The sequence below is a fragment of the Alcanivorax sp. REN37 genome, assembly GCF_041102775.1.
In the GTDB taxonomy this organism is placed as follows: Bacteria; Pseudomonadota; Gammaproteobacteria; order Pseudomonadales; family Alcanivoracaceae; genus Isoalcanivorax; species Isoalcanivorax beigongshangi.
In genome coordinates, this window is the sequence record NZ_JBGCUO010000001.1 from 2,263,435 (window position 1) to 2,279,289 (window position 15,855).

Here is a 15,855-nt window from a genome sequence, read left to right on the forward strand (position 1 = left end):
TTTATGAAAACAAAAAAAATCGTGATGACTGAATATCACAGGCGCTTTAAGCCACCACCTACACGTTGATCGGGCAGTCTATAACGGCCGTGTAAATCAAGCCCTCGCGCTGCACCCGCCGCCGTTCAGCGACCACTTCTGCGGTACTCACTGGGCGATTGCCCGAACCAACGCCGGAACGCGCGGGTGAAGCTGGCGGTATCGGCATAGCCCAACTGCAACGCCAACTCGTCCAGCTTCATGGTGGTGTTCTGCAGCAGTTGCACCGCCAATTGTTCGCGCTCCACGTCCACCAATTGGCGAAAACTGGTGCCTTCCTCCGCCAGCCGCCGACGCAGGCTGCGTGGTGCCATGGCCAACTGCGCCGCCACCGCCTCCAGCGATGCCGCCATGCCGTCTTCGCCCAGCAGCAATTGCCGCACCTGACCACTGATACCGGCCACCTGGCGACGCTCCAACTGGGTGCGGCACTGCGCTTCCAGCAGGCTGACCAGATGCACGTCGTACATCGGCAGCGGCAACTCCACATCCGGCCGACGCAAGACGATGGCGTTGCGCGGACACTCCCAACGCGGCGCGATGCCGCATAGTTCTTCAATCCGCGCGGCATAGGGCGGCGCCTTGCCCTGGAACTCGAAACGCAGCACATGCAGGCCCGACAGGGTCAGCTCGTCGAACAGGTTGATGGCGGTGGCGGTGTCGCGCTCCAGCAAGAACTGGCGCAGATGTTCGGGAATGTGCGACGGGTCGGCACTGATGCCGTACTCCTGTTCGTCACAGAAGATGCTCAGACGGCAGTAAGCAGTACTCAGCGGCAGGTAGCGCAGCGCGCGCTCCAGTGCTTCGCGCAGGTTGCGGCTGGTGCGCAGCGCAAAGCCCCAGATACCAAACGTGGCCACGTTGTAGCGCAGCCCCAATTCAAAACCCAGCGCCGGCACTGCTGGCAGCGCCCGCATCAGGTTTTCGATCAAACGCATTTCCTGCTCACGGGCAATCAGCAATTCAGCGTCGCGCAATTGATCGGCATCGAGGCCGGTGCCCGCGAGGCAGGTTTCGAGGCTGACGCCGTGGCGTGCGGCAAAGTTGACCATCACCTGGCTGATCGCCACCGGGTGCTGGAAACGGCTGTCTTGGGCTGTGTTCATACCGGAAAGTTCGGCCATCAAAAGTAACGGGCGGCGTGGCCAGAAATGCTTGGCGCCAGGCCCCAAGTGCCCTGTCTGGTGTGCAGAGCTGGCCGCTAATGTTGCACAACGACAAGGTTGCGGGAAGCAGGAACACAGCATGCAGCAGGATTTGAACGCACTGAACAAACAAGCAATCGCCATTGCGCGTGAGTACACCAACGACATAGCGTGGCCGACGCTGCTGCTGGCTGGCGTGGCCCTGCTGCTGGTGGTCGGTACGCTGGCGCTGTATGTACTCGGCGTGTTGCCGTTGCTGCCGGCGCTGCTGCTGTATGCCATCGCCACTTACATGTCGTACACGCCGCTGCACGAGGCGGCCCACGCCAACCTTCACGGCCGCCACGAACGGCTCCAGTGGCTCAACCATCTGTGCGGTTACCTGATGGCGCCGCTGATCCTGGTGCCCTACTCCACCCACCGGGTGGAGCACTTCACCCACCACCGCTACACCAACCAGCCCGATAAAGACCCGGATTATGTGGTGAGCGGCATGCGCGGTGGACTGCTGGCGTTTTTGGTGTGCGGGCTGCGCTTCCTGTGGACGCAGAACACTTTCTTGTTCCGCGATCACTGGGCCAAGGCGCCGTGGCGCGAGCGCGCCATCTACATCGCGGAGGTGACGCTGGCGCTGGGTTGGCGCATCGCGCTAGTCGCACTGGCCAGCCGCGAGCTGACCTGGGTGCTGGTGGTGTTTGGCTATCTCGCCGGTGCGTTCTTCACCGCCTACTGGTTTGCCTACCGACCGCATCTGCCCTACACCGACGCCGGCCGCTACCGCAACACCAACAGTCTGCTGATGCCGCGCTGGATGAAGCCGCTGGAGTGGTTCTGGTTTGGCCAGAACCTGCATTCGGTGCACCACCTGTTCCCGCGCGTGCCGTTTTACCGCTATCACGCGCTGCACCGGCGCATCGAACCGGCCATGCGCGCCCATGGCACGCCCATGATCGGCATTTTCCACCGCCGGCCGCTGCCGCCAACAACGCCAGAACGCTGACTCGCCAGCCCGCAGTCACCATCAAAAAGCCGGAGCGAACTCCGGCTTTTTTTCACTCGCTGCGGTTGGCCTGCCGCGGTGGCAGTGGCGCCACATAGCCCACCACCAGCACCAGCACGCCGACGCCGATGAACGACACAATGCGCGCCAAGCTGCCTTGCTGGCCCAATTCCACCAGGAACAGTTTCAGCACCACCACCGCGATCACTGCCGCACCGACCATCCACAGACTGCGTTGACCACGGCGGTGGCCGCCCCACATCAGCGCCAGCGCCATCAGCATCCACACCAGTGACCAACCAGCTTGCACGAACATCGAGTGCAGCATTGCTGAGCTGTGCCAGGGCACCTGCAGCCAGTGGTATGCGGTACGCATCACCAGCGTGGTGGCCCACACCGCCCACAGCAGGCCGGCCAGCACCCGGCTGCCGTGCTGTTGCCAGCCCGGTGCGGCACGCCACAGCGTCGGCCACAGCGCCACTAATGCCAGTGCCAGCAACTCCAGGGGGTTGAGCAGCGGCAGGTAGCGCAGGCCAAAGCCGGCACCACTACCGGTCAGCAACAGCACCGCACTGAGCCACGTTCCCAGCGCCAGCAGCGGCAACGCCAACTGCTGATAGGCAGCCGGTTGCAGCCGCAGCGGCCAACGTCGTGGCGCCGCCGAGCGTGACAGCGCCCACAGCGCCGCCAGTCCCATCGCCAGCGCCGCCCAACGCCCCCACGCCGACCACGGCCAGCCCCCGCTGACCCCCTCACCCACCGCCAACGCCGCCAACACCACGGTCAACACAGCGCCGGCGGCGTGGGCCAAGCGCCCGGCTGCCGCCAGTGTGGCCAGACCCACCGCATGAGCCGCCAGCAGTGCCAACCAGGCCAACGGCACCCAGCCCGCTAACACCGGCGCGGTACGCGGCCAACCCAGTAGCAACGCCAACAGCGCCAGCGGCGCCACCGCCAGCAGGCCACGTGCCGCCGCCGGCCACGCCAGCAGCGCACCGTAGCCACGCAGCAGCAACCCGGTGGCAGCGATCAGCGCCAGCAACGCCGCCCACAGTGCCCGTCCTTGCCAAGCGGCGGTCAGCCACTCCAGCCACACCACCCCCCACACCAGCAGCGTTGCCGCTAGCGCCGTGCCAGCGGCCCAGCGCCAACGGCCACCGAGTCGATACAGCGCCGCCGCGCCGGTGGCCAGCAAGCCACTGACCAACAGGCCCTGCCACAGCGGCGGCTGGAGACCGTGATCCAGCACCCGTGCCAGCAAACCCAGTAACCACCCAAACGCCGACAGCGCCAACAGCGCCGAGCCCACCGCCGCCAACAACGGCCAGCGCTGCTGCCACGCCAGCAGCAACACCGCCACCGCCAGCCCCGCCCAGGCCAGCACCCAATACAGTGCCTGCGCGCTGTGCAGCAGCGGGGACAACAGCAGCAGCGCGGCCAGCACCACGCCCCACAGCGGCTGCAAACGACCGTCTGCAGCCGGCTGGCGACGCATCAAGGCGGCGCTGGTCGCGAACGCCGCCACCAGCAGCCACAGGCCCAGGGACGAGCCGGCCAGCGCGGTGTCGACGCCGTGACGCAGGCTGGCCAAGAACGCCAGCAGCGCGCCGCCCTGGATCACCACACCCAGCCAGCGCGGTGCCCGCCGCTGCTGACGGCTGCCAAGCCAGTACAGCCCGGCCCCTTCCACCGCCCAGACGGCCGCGCTCCAGCCGGCATTGAGCGCCAGCGGAATGGCCAGACTGGCAAACACTAGCGCCAACATCGCGCAGGTGTCGGTCAGCAACGCCGCCGGCGCACCCCAGCGCCGCCGCGTGCCCCACGCCAGCACGCCGTAGAACAGTCCCCACCCCAACGCGCTGATCGCCATCGCATAAGGCAGGTGCCCCACCACTGCCGCTTGCAGCCCCAAGCCCAGCAATGGCGGCGCCAACAACTGGCCGCCTTGCAGCGTGCGCGCCAGCGAACGACCGGCATTCAGGCTCTGGCGACTGAGCAGCACGCCCATCAGCCCATGCAGTGCCACCAGCGCCAACAAGAACGGCTCCACCTGCCACAACAGCGCCGGCTGGTAATCACGCACGCCCCAAGCGGCGGCCAACGCAAAGGTGCCAATCAACGCCACGCGGTTAAGTTGGCGCCACTGGCGCACCGCGCTGATGGCTGTCAACGCGAGATTTAGTACCAACAGATAACTGAACAGCGCCAGCGCTTGGCTGCTACCGGTGGACACCAATACCGGCGCTGCCAAGGCGCCCGCCAATGCCACCACCGCTAACGCTTCCGAGTTCTCCCGCAGTGCACGCCAGACCAGCAGCGCACTGAGCACCACCATCAGCGTCAGCCCGACACCGGTGGGCAATAGCGGATGCAGCTTCACGGTCGCCAGCGTCGTCAGATAGAGCACCGCGATCCCGGCACCCTGCAGAATCTGCGCATAGCCCGGGCGCCGCCGGCGCAGCAGCACACCGACCCCGGCCAACACGCCGCCCACTGCCGCCACGCCGAGGTAGCGCAGCCAGATTGGCACTACCCATCCCTCGGTGGCATGGCGCAGCAGAAACGCCAGACCGATGAACAACAGCAACACGCCCAGCTTCGCCAGCGCGTTGCCGCCGGCCAGCCGGTTGCGCAGGCGCGCGGCGAAGCCAGTGAGCGCATCACCATGATCCGGGCCCGACGGCGGGCTGCTGTTGCCGCCCCCGGCTGCGGATGGCGCTGCGGTGCGCGACGGGGCGACCGCCTCGAGCGCCACGGTGCCCACTGCCGCGTGCGGGGGGATGCCGGCTTGGCTTGGCGCCGCTGGCGCCATAGGTACCGCCGGTGCAGCGCCCCGCTCGCGCTCTGCTGTCGGTACTGCTGCAGCGACACCAAGCGAGGAGCTTGTGACCGGAGTCGATGGGGATGCCGCCGTTTCAGATGGGCGCACAGCGGAGGCCACGCTCGGGGACGAGGTGGCGGCCGGCGCCGAAGCGGCCGCCGCGTCCGGCGACGCCGAAGGAACGACCGTTGCCACGGCGTCTGGCATCGTCTCCAGCGCACTCCCCGGCCCTGCCACCACCGGATCCGCCGGCGACCCCGGCGGCAGGGACGGGTCGGCTGCCTGTTTCTGCAAGTCGGCCTGAGACGCTTCACCGGGGAAGGCCGCCGGTGACGGCGTCCGATCGGAACGCTGCGGCGCTGCCTGCTCGCCGCCTCCCACTGTGGCGGCAAGGGAGTCCGCCGCCGCAGTGGCATCGGAGCCCGCTGGCAAGGTCACTGCTGCGGTGGAAGTCTGCGCGCCATCGGCACGGCGCGCCGCGGCGCTGGCGGCTGCCTCCGCCGGCGCAAGCGCCCGCGCCGGGTCTTGAGCGCCCGGCGGCACAGACGCCGCGAGTTGCTGGACACGTGCTGCATCGCGCCGGGCGGCAGCACTGCTGCCAATAACCAACGGTGCTTCCGCACTCGTGCCGCTGACCGGTTGTGCCTGCGCACCCGCCAAGTCGGCAGCGCGTGACGGGCGGTCGTCTTCGGCCGTCGTCGCCGCGGCACTGGTCCACGCGGCGTCACCCGCCACCGAAACCGGCGCATCGTTTGCCACAATCTCCGCAGCAGAACGCTCGCCGATCTCGGCTGACACTGGTACCGCGGTAGCCGGCGCCGTGGCGGGGTGATCACCCCGCTGCTGCAGCTGCTGCGCCAACTGCTCCAACCGCAGCTGTTGCGCATCCAACTGTTGCTGCAAATGCGCTAACCGCTGCTGCGCCTGCAGCAGGGTGACGGCACCGAGCCCGGCCACCAACAGCGCCGGCAACAATGCCAGTCCCATTCCCACCAGCACGGCAACGGCCAACAACGCCGTCACCACCACCGCCACCGTCCCTGACCTGTTTGCCATGCATTGCCCTCGCGTTGGGAGATCGGTCGGTTACAGCACCTTGCGCAACCGCCACTGCCACCACAGCCGGCGCCAACCGCCAGGCACCGTGGCCAGTATCTGCTTGCGGCAGTCGGCGAAGAAGCGGTTTGGCGCTGCGCCATCCCACTCGCTGTTGTTCAACTGTTTTAGCGCCGCCAGATAATGGCCGCCATTACGGTGCAGCGGCTGCTCATAGATTGGCGCCAACACCCGCGCGTGGGCGAGGATGTGTTGTTCCAGTTCGGAACAATGGAACTCCGGCAACTCGACCAGCGCGTGCAGCGCCCCCGGCGTGCCGTGGGCCAGCCAATGATCCAACGCCAGCCACAGTTCCATGCGCGGGGTCGGTTCCTGCTCGCGCGCGGCCAGCACGTCGGCGGCCTGAGCGATCAACGCCACGCCCTCGTCCCAGCGACTTTGCTGCACCCGCACCGAGAAGTTAGCGAAGTAGAAGAATTGCTCGCTGAGGTCGGTGCGCCCGGCCACCGCCGCCACCAGTTTGGCAGCGCGCTCGTCATCGTGGGCATACACCAGTTGTTCCATGGCCACACCCGGCAGGCGTTCGTCGGCCACCACCCGCTGCCATTGGTGATCCAGCACCGTCAGCCGGTAGTCGCTCTCGAACAGGTCGCTGACCAAGATTCGCCACAGGGCTCGGTGGCCGGCTTCTGGACTGCGTGCCCACAGCTCATCCAGCTCGCTGTCGACCCGCTGCTGGCGATCGTCGGATTCCTCGCTGCGGTAGGCCCACGCCCCGCCAAACGTTGCCGGCAGCGGTTCGTCGCTGCGCAACCAGGCGCGCAGCTCGGCATCCAGCACCTCGGCGGCGTCGGCGGCGCGGTACCACTGCTCCGGCGCAAACAACAGCCATTCGTTTTCCTGCCAGTCACAGATCAAGCTGCGGTACAGCGGCCACGCTTGCTCAATACGGCCCATGGCCAGCGCCAAACGCAGCTGGCGGGCACGCAGGAACAGGTTGTGTTCATCCACCAACAGCCGTTCCATCAGCGCATCGGCGCGTTCCGGTGCGCCGCTGTCTAGGTAATGGTCGAGCAGCGTCATTTGCAGATAGGCGTTGGAATAATCGAACGCCATCGCCCGCTCGAGATAGGCCGACACCTCATCATTGATGGCTTCGCGGGCCTCGCCTTCGGTCACTTCCAGCATCAACTCGGAGGCGTCGGTGAGCACGTTGGCCGAGTCATTCTGGATCGCCACCCAGCGGCGGCAGGCATCCAGACAGGCTTCGCTGTCGCCGGCGTCGCGGTACCAGTGGGCCAGATGGCGCCACGCGGTGGCGTAGGACGGATCGCGCTGTACCACCTCGTCACGCAGCAGTGCGGTGGCCTGTTCCACCTCACCCAGTTGGTGGCGCAGCCAGGCTTCAAAAGTGCGTACTTCAATCGGCACCGCGCCCTGCCAATACTCCTCGCCCATCAGTGGCCAGGCTTCGTCGAGCCGCTCCATCTCCCACAGCAAGTGGCAGCGGTCGATCACGTAATGCGGCGAATGCGGTACCAGCGCCAGCGCGCGGTCGATGTAGCGCTCGCGCTCCTGCTTGTCCTCGCACAGGTCGCTGGCGCGGGACCAGAGCCCAGCATTGGTTTCATCGCGGGTGGCCAGCTGTACCGCCAACTCGCGCACCTGCTCGTAGCAGTCCAGCGCGCGGGCCCAGTGTTGCAGCCGGTTCCACGCCCAGCCGTAGTCCGGGTCACCGGACAACGCTGCGCGCAGCGCTTGGTAGGCGTCCTCGCGCTCGCCACGCCTCCACAGCAGGTCCGCTTTGTAAGCCAGCAGCACGGCTGAATCCGGGTAACGGGCCAAACCGCGATCCACGCGCTGCTCGGCTTCCTCCACCTCACCCAGCTGTTCGAGGATATCGACCATGGTGGTGATGCCCTGTACCCACTGCGGCGATTGTCGGGTGCATTCGTTGAGCGCCTCGCGGGCGCCATCGAGGTCGCCGTTTTGCATGCGCTGGCGACCCAGCTCCAGCCACAGCCGCGGCAACAGCGGGAAGCGTTCGCAGGCTTGGCGGAACAGTCCTTCCGCCTGCTCGCCTTCACCGATGGCGTTGTGGAACTGCCCCACCGCCAGCCAGCATTGCCACAGGTCCGGGCGCTCCGCGAGCATTTCGGCCACCCATTCACGCACCTGCTCGTCATCGAGATAGCGGCGCGCCAGCGGCACGAACGCTTGGATGCCATCACCAAACGTCACCTGCTCCACCAGCTGGCTGTGGATGTAGGTCAGCGCGGCACGCTTGTCTTCCACATCGGTGTAGCACTCCAGCAGCGCTTGGAATGCCTGCGCGTGGTCCGGGCGGAGGCGGATCAACTCTCGGAAATGCTCGGCAGCAGCGGCTGGCTCACCGCGCCGGCGGGCAATGCGGCCACGCATCATCAGCGCGCCGGCGTGGTCCGGCGTTTCCGCCAGCATTTCCAGCGCCAGCGCATCAGCGGTGTCGGTGTCGCCCAGCATCAATGCGGTGCCGGACAGCGATTGGGTGATGCGGCTGTCGAACGGCGCGGCGGCGCGGAATGCCTCCAACAACGGCAGGCACTGGCTCGGCGGCAGGTCGGTGTAGAAGTCCAGCAGCAAACCGCGCAGGCCGCTGTCGTAGGGCGCCTGCTGCCAGCGCGCTTCGATCAGCGCGATGGCGGCTTCCAAGTCTTGCTGGTGGCGGATGCCTTCGGCCAAGTAGTGCAGCGCGCCCAAATGCAGCGGCGCCACGTCCGACAATTGCTGGGCCCAGTGCAGCGCCGCCTCCGGATCGCCCTCCAACTTGGCGAGCTGGAAGCGGTATTCCGGCACCAGACTGGCCGGCACGCCGGCCGGCAACTGGTCCAGCAGCGCCCGGGCGTCGTCCAGCGCCCCCCGGGTCAGCAGGTTGTCGAGCACTTCGCGCAGCAGACCGACATCATCCGGATGGCGGGTCAGCGCCTGCTCGTAGATGGTGTTGGCCTCCGGGGTGCGTTCCAGCAGGTCGAGCATCTGCGCCAGCGTGATGCTGGGGCCGGCCGCCTGCCGGCCCAACGTATCGTGGCGCCGACGCAGCCAGGCCAAGGCGCGTTCGGTGTCGCGCATGTAGCGCGCCGCCTTGAAATAGCTCTGGGCAAAGTGCTCGCTTTTGTCTTCCAGCGTGGTGCACAGCCAATACAGCTCATAGGCGGCGGCGTGCTCGCCCTGGTCCCACAGCAGGCCGGCCAGCGCGTAGAGCGCACTGGCGCGGGTTGGGTCCTTGCGCAGTACTTCTTCCAGCCAAGCCCGGGTCTGGGTTTCGTGCCGATGGTCGAAACGCAGCGCATCAACACCGGTCTGCAATAGCACCGGGTGGCGGTGACCGCCGTCAATCTGCGTACGCAGGAAGGTGCGCTGCTCTTCTTCGCGGCCCAGTTCTTCCAGCAGGTGCGCCTGCGACACCATCAAGTTGAGATCGTCCGGGTAGCGCGCGCGCAGTGCTTCCACCGCCGCCAGTGCACTGCCGTAATCGTCGTCGTAATTGGCCAAGCTGCGCTGGCCCCACAGCGCCAGCCGATGGTCCGGGCCGGCGGCGCACAGCGCCTGCAAGTGGTGTTGGGCGGCGTCGCGATCATGAGCGCTGAGCGCCATCTGCAACGCGTAGTAGTGGTCGTAGAGCTGCTCGGCGGGCAGTTCCAGGTCGGCCAGGTCGGCGGCGCGCTCCGGCGGCAACATCACCATGCAGCGCGGGCCGGTGGCGGCGTAACGTTCATGGGTGCCCTGAATCAGCATTTCACTGATCAGCGGTGAGAACGGATCGCGAATGAAGTACACGCCCTTGCGCAGGTCGTAACCGACAATGGCCTGCAAGTGGGCATTGCCCGGATCAACGGTGCCGAGCGCCACCGGGATATCGCGGTCGATCAACTGACACAGCACTTCCGGGGTCAGCTCGAACTCGCGCACCGTCCAGCCCAGCTCGCTGATCCAGCGCCGCTCGGTGGTGGCCGGGGTGCCGTCGTAGCAAATCGCCTCGGCAATTTCCAAGTGCTCAAACGGGTGGCCGAAATAGCGGGCCAGCGCGGCGAAGGTGGCCGGCGCACAGGTCATGTGGTGCTGGCGCACAAAGCCCACTGCCAGTTGCTTGGCCGGCGCGTCTGCCGGGGCCGCTAGCAGATTCTCGCGCACCGTCTTGAGGAAGTGGTTCTTTTGCCCGGCCAGCCGGGTGATGGCTTCGTCCACCTCGCCGCGCTCGTAGCAGATTTCGTAATCGCGGTAGCTGACCATCGAATCCACCGAGCCGCTCGGCAGCTCCGGGATCAACGCCCGCGCCTGCTCCAGCGCTGCCAAGGCTTCATCGCGCTCGCCGTCTTCCAGCAACAGGTCGTAATGGCGCAGCCACAGGTCCACCGACTGGAACCGCTGTAGACCTTGTGCCATCACCGCTTTGGCGTCATCCCGGCGGTCCATCAGGATCAACAGCTCGAAATAGCTGCGCAGCTGCGACAGCTCCGGCTGCGCCACCGCCGCCAGCAGCTCCAGCGCTTCCTGGTAGCGATCTTGACGCTCCAGCAGCGACGCCTGTTGGGTGCACAGCCACGGACTTTCCGGCCAGATCGTTTTGGCTTGGTCGAGATAATCCTGAGCGCGCTCCCAGTCGCGGTAGCTGGCAAAGATGCTGGAATACAGCGCCAGCCAGCTGCTCGCCAGATCCCGGTCGGCGCCGTCCAGTTGCTCACCGATGGCGCGCAGGTGGCCAAGGGTGGCCCAGGGCCCGTCGTTATTGAGGCGGTAGGCGGCGTAGTAATAGCGCTGTTCGTAATGCTGCGGCCGCAGCCGCTGGGCGCGCAGGATCAAATACTCAGCGGTGCGCGAACGACCGAGGTGATTGAGCGCGCGGGCGCCCAACACCATGACGGAGGGGTCTTGCCAGCGGGCCGGCTCGCCGGCGTGGGCCACCAGGGCATCCCAAACAGCGCGGAAGCGCCCCTGACGATACTGCTCGCGGGCGGCTTGAAGCACGGCCGCCGTTTCATTCGCCTTCTGCACGTTGGTTCTCTTCTGTGATCGCGGAAAGCGCGCAGTGTACTGCGACACCCTGCCAGCACGTAGCCGTAGCCATCCGGGCTGTGACCCATTGCGCATTGCGCAACACGGCAATGCGAAATCACGTTTCATCACTTTCCTGTCGCCACTGTGCCCCATGACCGCCACGGCGCTGTCATCTGCGCTGACTAACGTATCGCCGCCCGTTTACATTTATTTACCGGAGACGATAACGGTGACACGATCCCCACGATCGCGGCCCGCTGCAGCGCCTTTGGCGCTGACGCTGCTGGCTGCTTCGCTCATGGCCGGGTGTCAGGACGACACCAAGACGGTTGTTCGTGACAAGGTTGTCGATGTTCCCCATGTGGATGACCAATCCACCGCCGAGCAATTTGCCGCGCATCTGATTGCGCCGCCCGACAATGTGGACGACCTGTTCGCGACGGTGCCCGCCCCCGCTGTATCCGGCACCACCGCCCGCGAACCGGACCCGTCGCTGATCACTGATTTCGGCCACTACCCGGTCAACAGTGACCTGCTGCTGACCCGTGGCCGCCTCAATCACACCCATGGCGAAGCCATCATCAGCGCCGAATTCAATCTCGGCGGCAGCCTGTCGCTGGTGCCGATCAACCGTTCGCGCGGCCAGTTGTCGTTCGAGCGCACCACTGATTCGGCCAACCACGCCATCGACCAGGGCGACAACATCATCCTGGCGGTCAATGCCGACCCCTACAGCATGTTGGAAGCTTGGAACATCGGGCTGATCAAGACCGATGGCATGACCTACACCGGCTTCGGCGACCGCACCGAAGAAGCGGTGGTGGTGTACCAAGATGGCCGCGCAGCAATCCTCGACCAAGTGCCGCCGTTCACGCTCAATGTCTACGTCGACGGCGCTGCCCATGGCGAGCTGGGCCTGGTACATCGCTACCACCCCGGCAACCAAACCAACACCAGCTTCCGCCGCGGCAACGGCGAGCACGGTCTCTACCCCGGCGATGGCTACCGCGGCACCCTCGATCTGAGCGGCAAGCAGGCGGTGCTGATCCGTGCTGAGGTCAACGGCGTGTCGGTGGTGCAGGAGCCCGGTGGCAGCGTGATGGCCCAGCTGCCGCCGCTGTCCGGCAAGGTGGTGCGCCGCCTTGATGGCGTGCGCGGCTTCGTGATTCCGAACGGCCACGCGGTACTGGAAGACGACGGCGACCTGAATAACGGCGCCCAGATCGACATCCGTTACGAAACCACTGATCCGAGCTGGGATGAGGTGCAATACGCGCTCGGCGCCGGCTTCGGTCGTGGCCTGATGGTGCGCAACGGTGAGATCGCCGAAGACAGCGATGAGGGCAGCGGCGGCGTCAACAGCCGCACTGCGTTTGGCATTCGCGCCGACGGCAGCTACTTCTTCCTCGTGGTGGACAAGCCGGCCGGCTCCCTGACCGACGGCATCACCACCCGCAAGATGGCGCAGTTGATGGTGGCCTACGGTGCTCAAACTGCGGTCAACTTCGACGGCGGCGGCTCCACCACCCTGGTCGGGCGCCTGCCCGGCGAGCGTTACACCCACCTGCTGAACACGCCGTCCGACGGCAGCGAGCGGGTCACCGCCACCAAGTGGGGCTTGGCGCTGAACGCGGACGCGGCCCAGTACGGTCAGGATGTGGCGGTATACCCGCGCGAGATCACGCTGCTGGCCGACTCGGTGTATCGCCGCTTCCGGGGCGTCGGTTATGACAGCCAGTCTTGGCAAGGCGCTGGCCCGGTGCCGGAATACGGCATCAGCGACGCACGCTTGGGCGGCATCGATCCCCGTACCGGCGCCTTCAAGGCCGGCAAGGACAACGCCGAAGGTTATGTGGTGGTGCAAGTGGGCGAGCAGAAAGGCGCTGCCCGCGTCACCGTTACCCGCAGCGTCGACAGCGTCAGCTTCGCCGCTACCAGCGTCACCGTCGATGGCGGCGCCAGCCTGACGCTGCAGCCGACTCTGACCTACCAAGGCAAGCCCGTGCACTACTCACTGGATGCGCTGGCGTTCAGCGTCGACCAGCCAGAACTGTGCCGCATTGATGCCGCCACCGGTGTGCTCACCGCTGCCAACACCCAAGGCCAGCAGTGCCAAGTCACCGCCCGCGTCGGCGACGCCGCCGCCCAGCTCACCGTCAATATCGGGGTGGCGCCAGTGGTGGTGGCTGATTTCGAAGGCGATGTGTCTGCCTTTAAGGCCGCCGGCGCGCGTCACTCCTCAGTGACGCTGGAGCAGGTCACTGACCCGGTGTTCAAGGGCCAGTACTCGATGAAGCTGAGCTGGACCGCCGACCCGAAACAACCGGGCACCTTCGGCGCCTACCTCACCGATCCGAGCAAAACCACGGCGCTGTCCGGCTACCCGAAATACCTGGGCGTCAACGTCTACATCCCAGAAGAACTGGCCGGCAAGGTGTGGTGGGTACGCGGCACGCTGGTGGATGCTGACGGCAAGAACATCACCATCAACTACAACAATGATGGCGACCCGCTCCCGGAACGCGGCTGGAACTTCATGAAAGCCGAGATCCCGGCCGGCTTCACCCCGCCGCTGCGCTTCAACCAGCCGTTCCGTTTCCTGGTGCTGAAAACCGCCGAGCGCATTGACTCCCACGTGCTGCTGGACGACTTCATGGAGGTCTACAGCGACAACACCGACCTCGCCGGCCCCGGTGTCACCACCGAACCGGCGGCGCTTGCCACGGTGGACACCGCCGCGCCGACGCTGACCCTGCAGGCCCACGATGACAGCGGTCTGGATGTGTCCAGCCTGACACTGCTGATCGACGGCGACGATGTCAGCGGTGCGGTGAGCTACAACGGCAGCGACCGCTTCAGCTACAGCACCAACCCGCTCAGCGACGGCTGGCACCGGGTCGATTACCGCATCGCTGACCGCAACGGCAACATGACCGCTGGCGATTACCTGTTCCAGGTCGATACCGGTGGTGCGCAGATCCGCTTCGACAGTGAAGGGGTGCAGTTCTTCCCCGGCGCCACCGCATCCATCCCGGTGACGGTGCAGGGCGGCAACGCGTTCCAAGACTTCACCCTGCGGCTAGAATACGACCGCACCAAGGCCGATCTGGAGTGGCTCGACGGCAGCCTGCCGGCGCAGCAGGTATCGCACCAAGATGGCGTGTGGGAAGCCCGCTTCAGCGGCTTTAATGACGCCGTGACCACGCTCGGCACGCTGCAACTGGCGGTGAAGGACTACCTGCAGAACACCGCGGTCTCGGTGGTGATCAGCGGCAGCCTCAACGGCAAACCCTTCTATCACCCGGTGCTGCGCAAAGAGGTGGGCAGCCGCTACCGCCTGCTCACCGAGTGGGGCGTGCGCGGTCAGGCCACCCGCCTACTGGTCACCGATGCTGCCGGTCAGCCCGCCGCTGGCGTGGAAGTGGAAACCTTCAAGTACAACGCCGCCAACGACGTCATCAGCGATGTGGTGCCGCTCGGCCGCACCGACGCCGATGGCCAGTTGATGGTGACGCTGGACCCGGGCCCGCAGTCCGCACCGCAACTGTTCCGTGCCTTTGACGACGACGGCGCCTCGCTGATGAGCGAAGTGAACGCGCTGGTGGAACGCCTCGACGCCACGCCGCGCTACCCGCAACTGACGCCGGGCCACGACGGCAGCAGCGTCAATGTGACCTGGTACACCGACAGCCACACGCTGGATTCCACCGTGCGTTACGGCCAAGGCGGCTTGTCCGACTCGGCAGTGGGCGAATCGGAAATCGTGCCGTTCTTCTACGGCGCCGAAGCCGGCGTGGTGCGGGTCCACCACGCGCTGCTGACCGGCTTGGCGGCCGGCACCGAGTACCAGTACCAGGTGCCGGGCGGCGCGCTGCACCGCTTCACCACCGATGACGAAGACGATGCCATCAACCTGCACCTGTTCGGCGACACCCAGACGTCCGCCAACACCAACGTGCAGAGCGGCAGCGGCCTGGTCACCGAGCTGCTCGGCAAGATGCAGGGCCAACTGCCAAGCAAGGACTTGATCCTGCATGTCGGCGACATCAGCGATGACCTGTCGCTGCACCACCTGATGCGGCTGTTCTTCGAGGCCCTCGAAGGCGACAGCGGCATGGCGTCACGGCTGTGGGTGCCAACCCAGGGCAACCACGAGGTGATCAACGAAGGTGCCTACAAGTTCGCCAGCATGTTCCGAATGCCGCAGGTGGACAACGGCTTGCCGGCCCCTTACGACCGCGCAGTGTACAGCTTCGATTACGGCCCCATGCACATGGCGGTGCTGAGCAGTGAAGTCCCTAGCGACGCCGACTGGCAGACGATGATGGATTGGCTGCGGCGCGACATGGCCGCCAGCGACAAGACCTGGAAAGTGGTGATGATCCACCGCCCGCCGTACCACGGTAATCCGGCGTCCGGCAACGGTCGCGTACAGCAGTGGCTGCCACCGGTGGTGGATGAGCTGGGCATTGATCTGGTGCTGTCCGGCCACGATCACATGTACTCGCGCAGCCTGCCGCTGCAGGGCGGCCAGCCGCACCCGCAGGGCGCCACTTACCTGATCGCTGGCTCTGATTCCGCCAAGTTCTACGACAGCAACGGCACCGGCATCGCGCGCGTCGCCGCAGTGCTGTTCGACGACAACGTACCGACCTACACCACGCTGGAAATCAAGGGCGCGCAGCTGCGCGTGCTGACCCGCACCGTGGACGGTCGGCTGGTGGATGACGCGCTGCTGACGCCGCGCGCCCAGCGCTGAG

General features: G+C 66.2%; 5 protein-coding genes. 2 read left to right on the forward strand and 3 right to left on the reverse strand.

Annotated elements, in window-relative coordinates; all coding sequences use genetic code 11:
* Nucleotides 1–125: 125 nt before the first annotated feature.
* Entirely contained in the window at nucleotides 126–1,145 is a 1,020-nt protein-coding gene (locus AB5I84_RS10310; RefSeq protein WP_369455773.1) for an AraC family transcriptional regulator, read from the reverse strand.
* Nucleotides 1,146–1,284: 139 nt separating this feature from the next.
* Here AB5I84_RS10310 and AB5I84_RS10315 point away from each other — a divergent pair, with 139 nt between their 5' ends.
* On the forward strand, nucleotides 1,285–2,184 hold the full coding sequence (locus AB5I84_RS10315) for a fatty acid desaturase family protein (RefSeq protein ID WP_369455774.1): 900 nt from the start codon (nucleotides 1,285–1,287) through the stop codon (nucleotides 2,182–2,184).
* 52 nt (nucleotides 2,185–2,236) lie between these two features.
* On the opposite strand, the gene AB5I84_RS10320 is transcribed toward AB5I84_RS10315, so the two are convergent.
* Nucleotides 2,237–6,061, reverse strand: a complete 3,825-nt coding sequence (locus tag AB5I84_RS10320) for a DUF2339 domain-containing protein (protein ID WP_369455775.1) — start codon at nucleotides 6,059–6,061, stop codon at nucleotides 2,237–2,239.
* Between the two features lie 30 nt (nucleotides 6,062–6,091).
* Nucleotides 6,092–11,092: a tetratricopeptide repeat protein gene (locus AB5I84_RS10325; RefSeq protein WP_369455776.1), complete on the reverse strand. Its 5,001-nt coding sequence runs from the start codon at nucleotides 11,090–11,092 to the stop codon at nucleotides 6,092–6,094.
* Nucleotides 11,093–11,324: 232 nt separating this feature from the next.
* Here AB5I84_RS10325 and AB5I84_RS10330 point away from each other — a divergent pair, with 232 nt between their 5' ends.
* Nucleotides 11,325–15,854 (forward strand): phosphodiester glycosidase family protein, encoded by a 4,530-nt coding sequence (locus AB5I84_RS10330; RefSeq protein WP_369455777.1) that lies wholly within the window; start codon nucleotides 11,325–11,327, stop codon nucleotides 15,852–15,854.
* Nucleotide 15,855 lies beyond the last annotated feature (1 nt).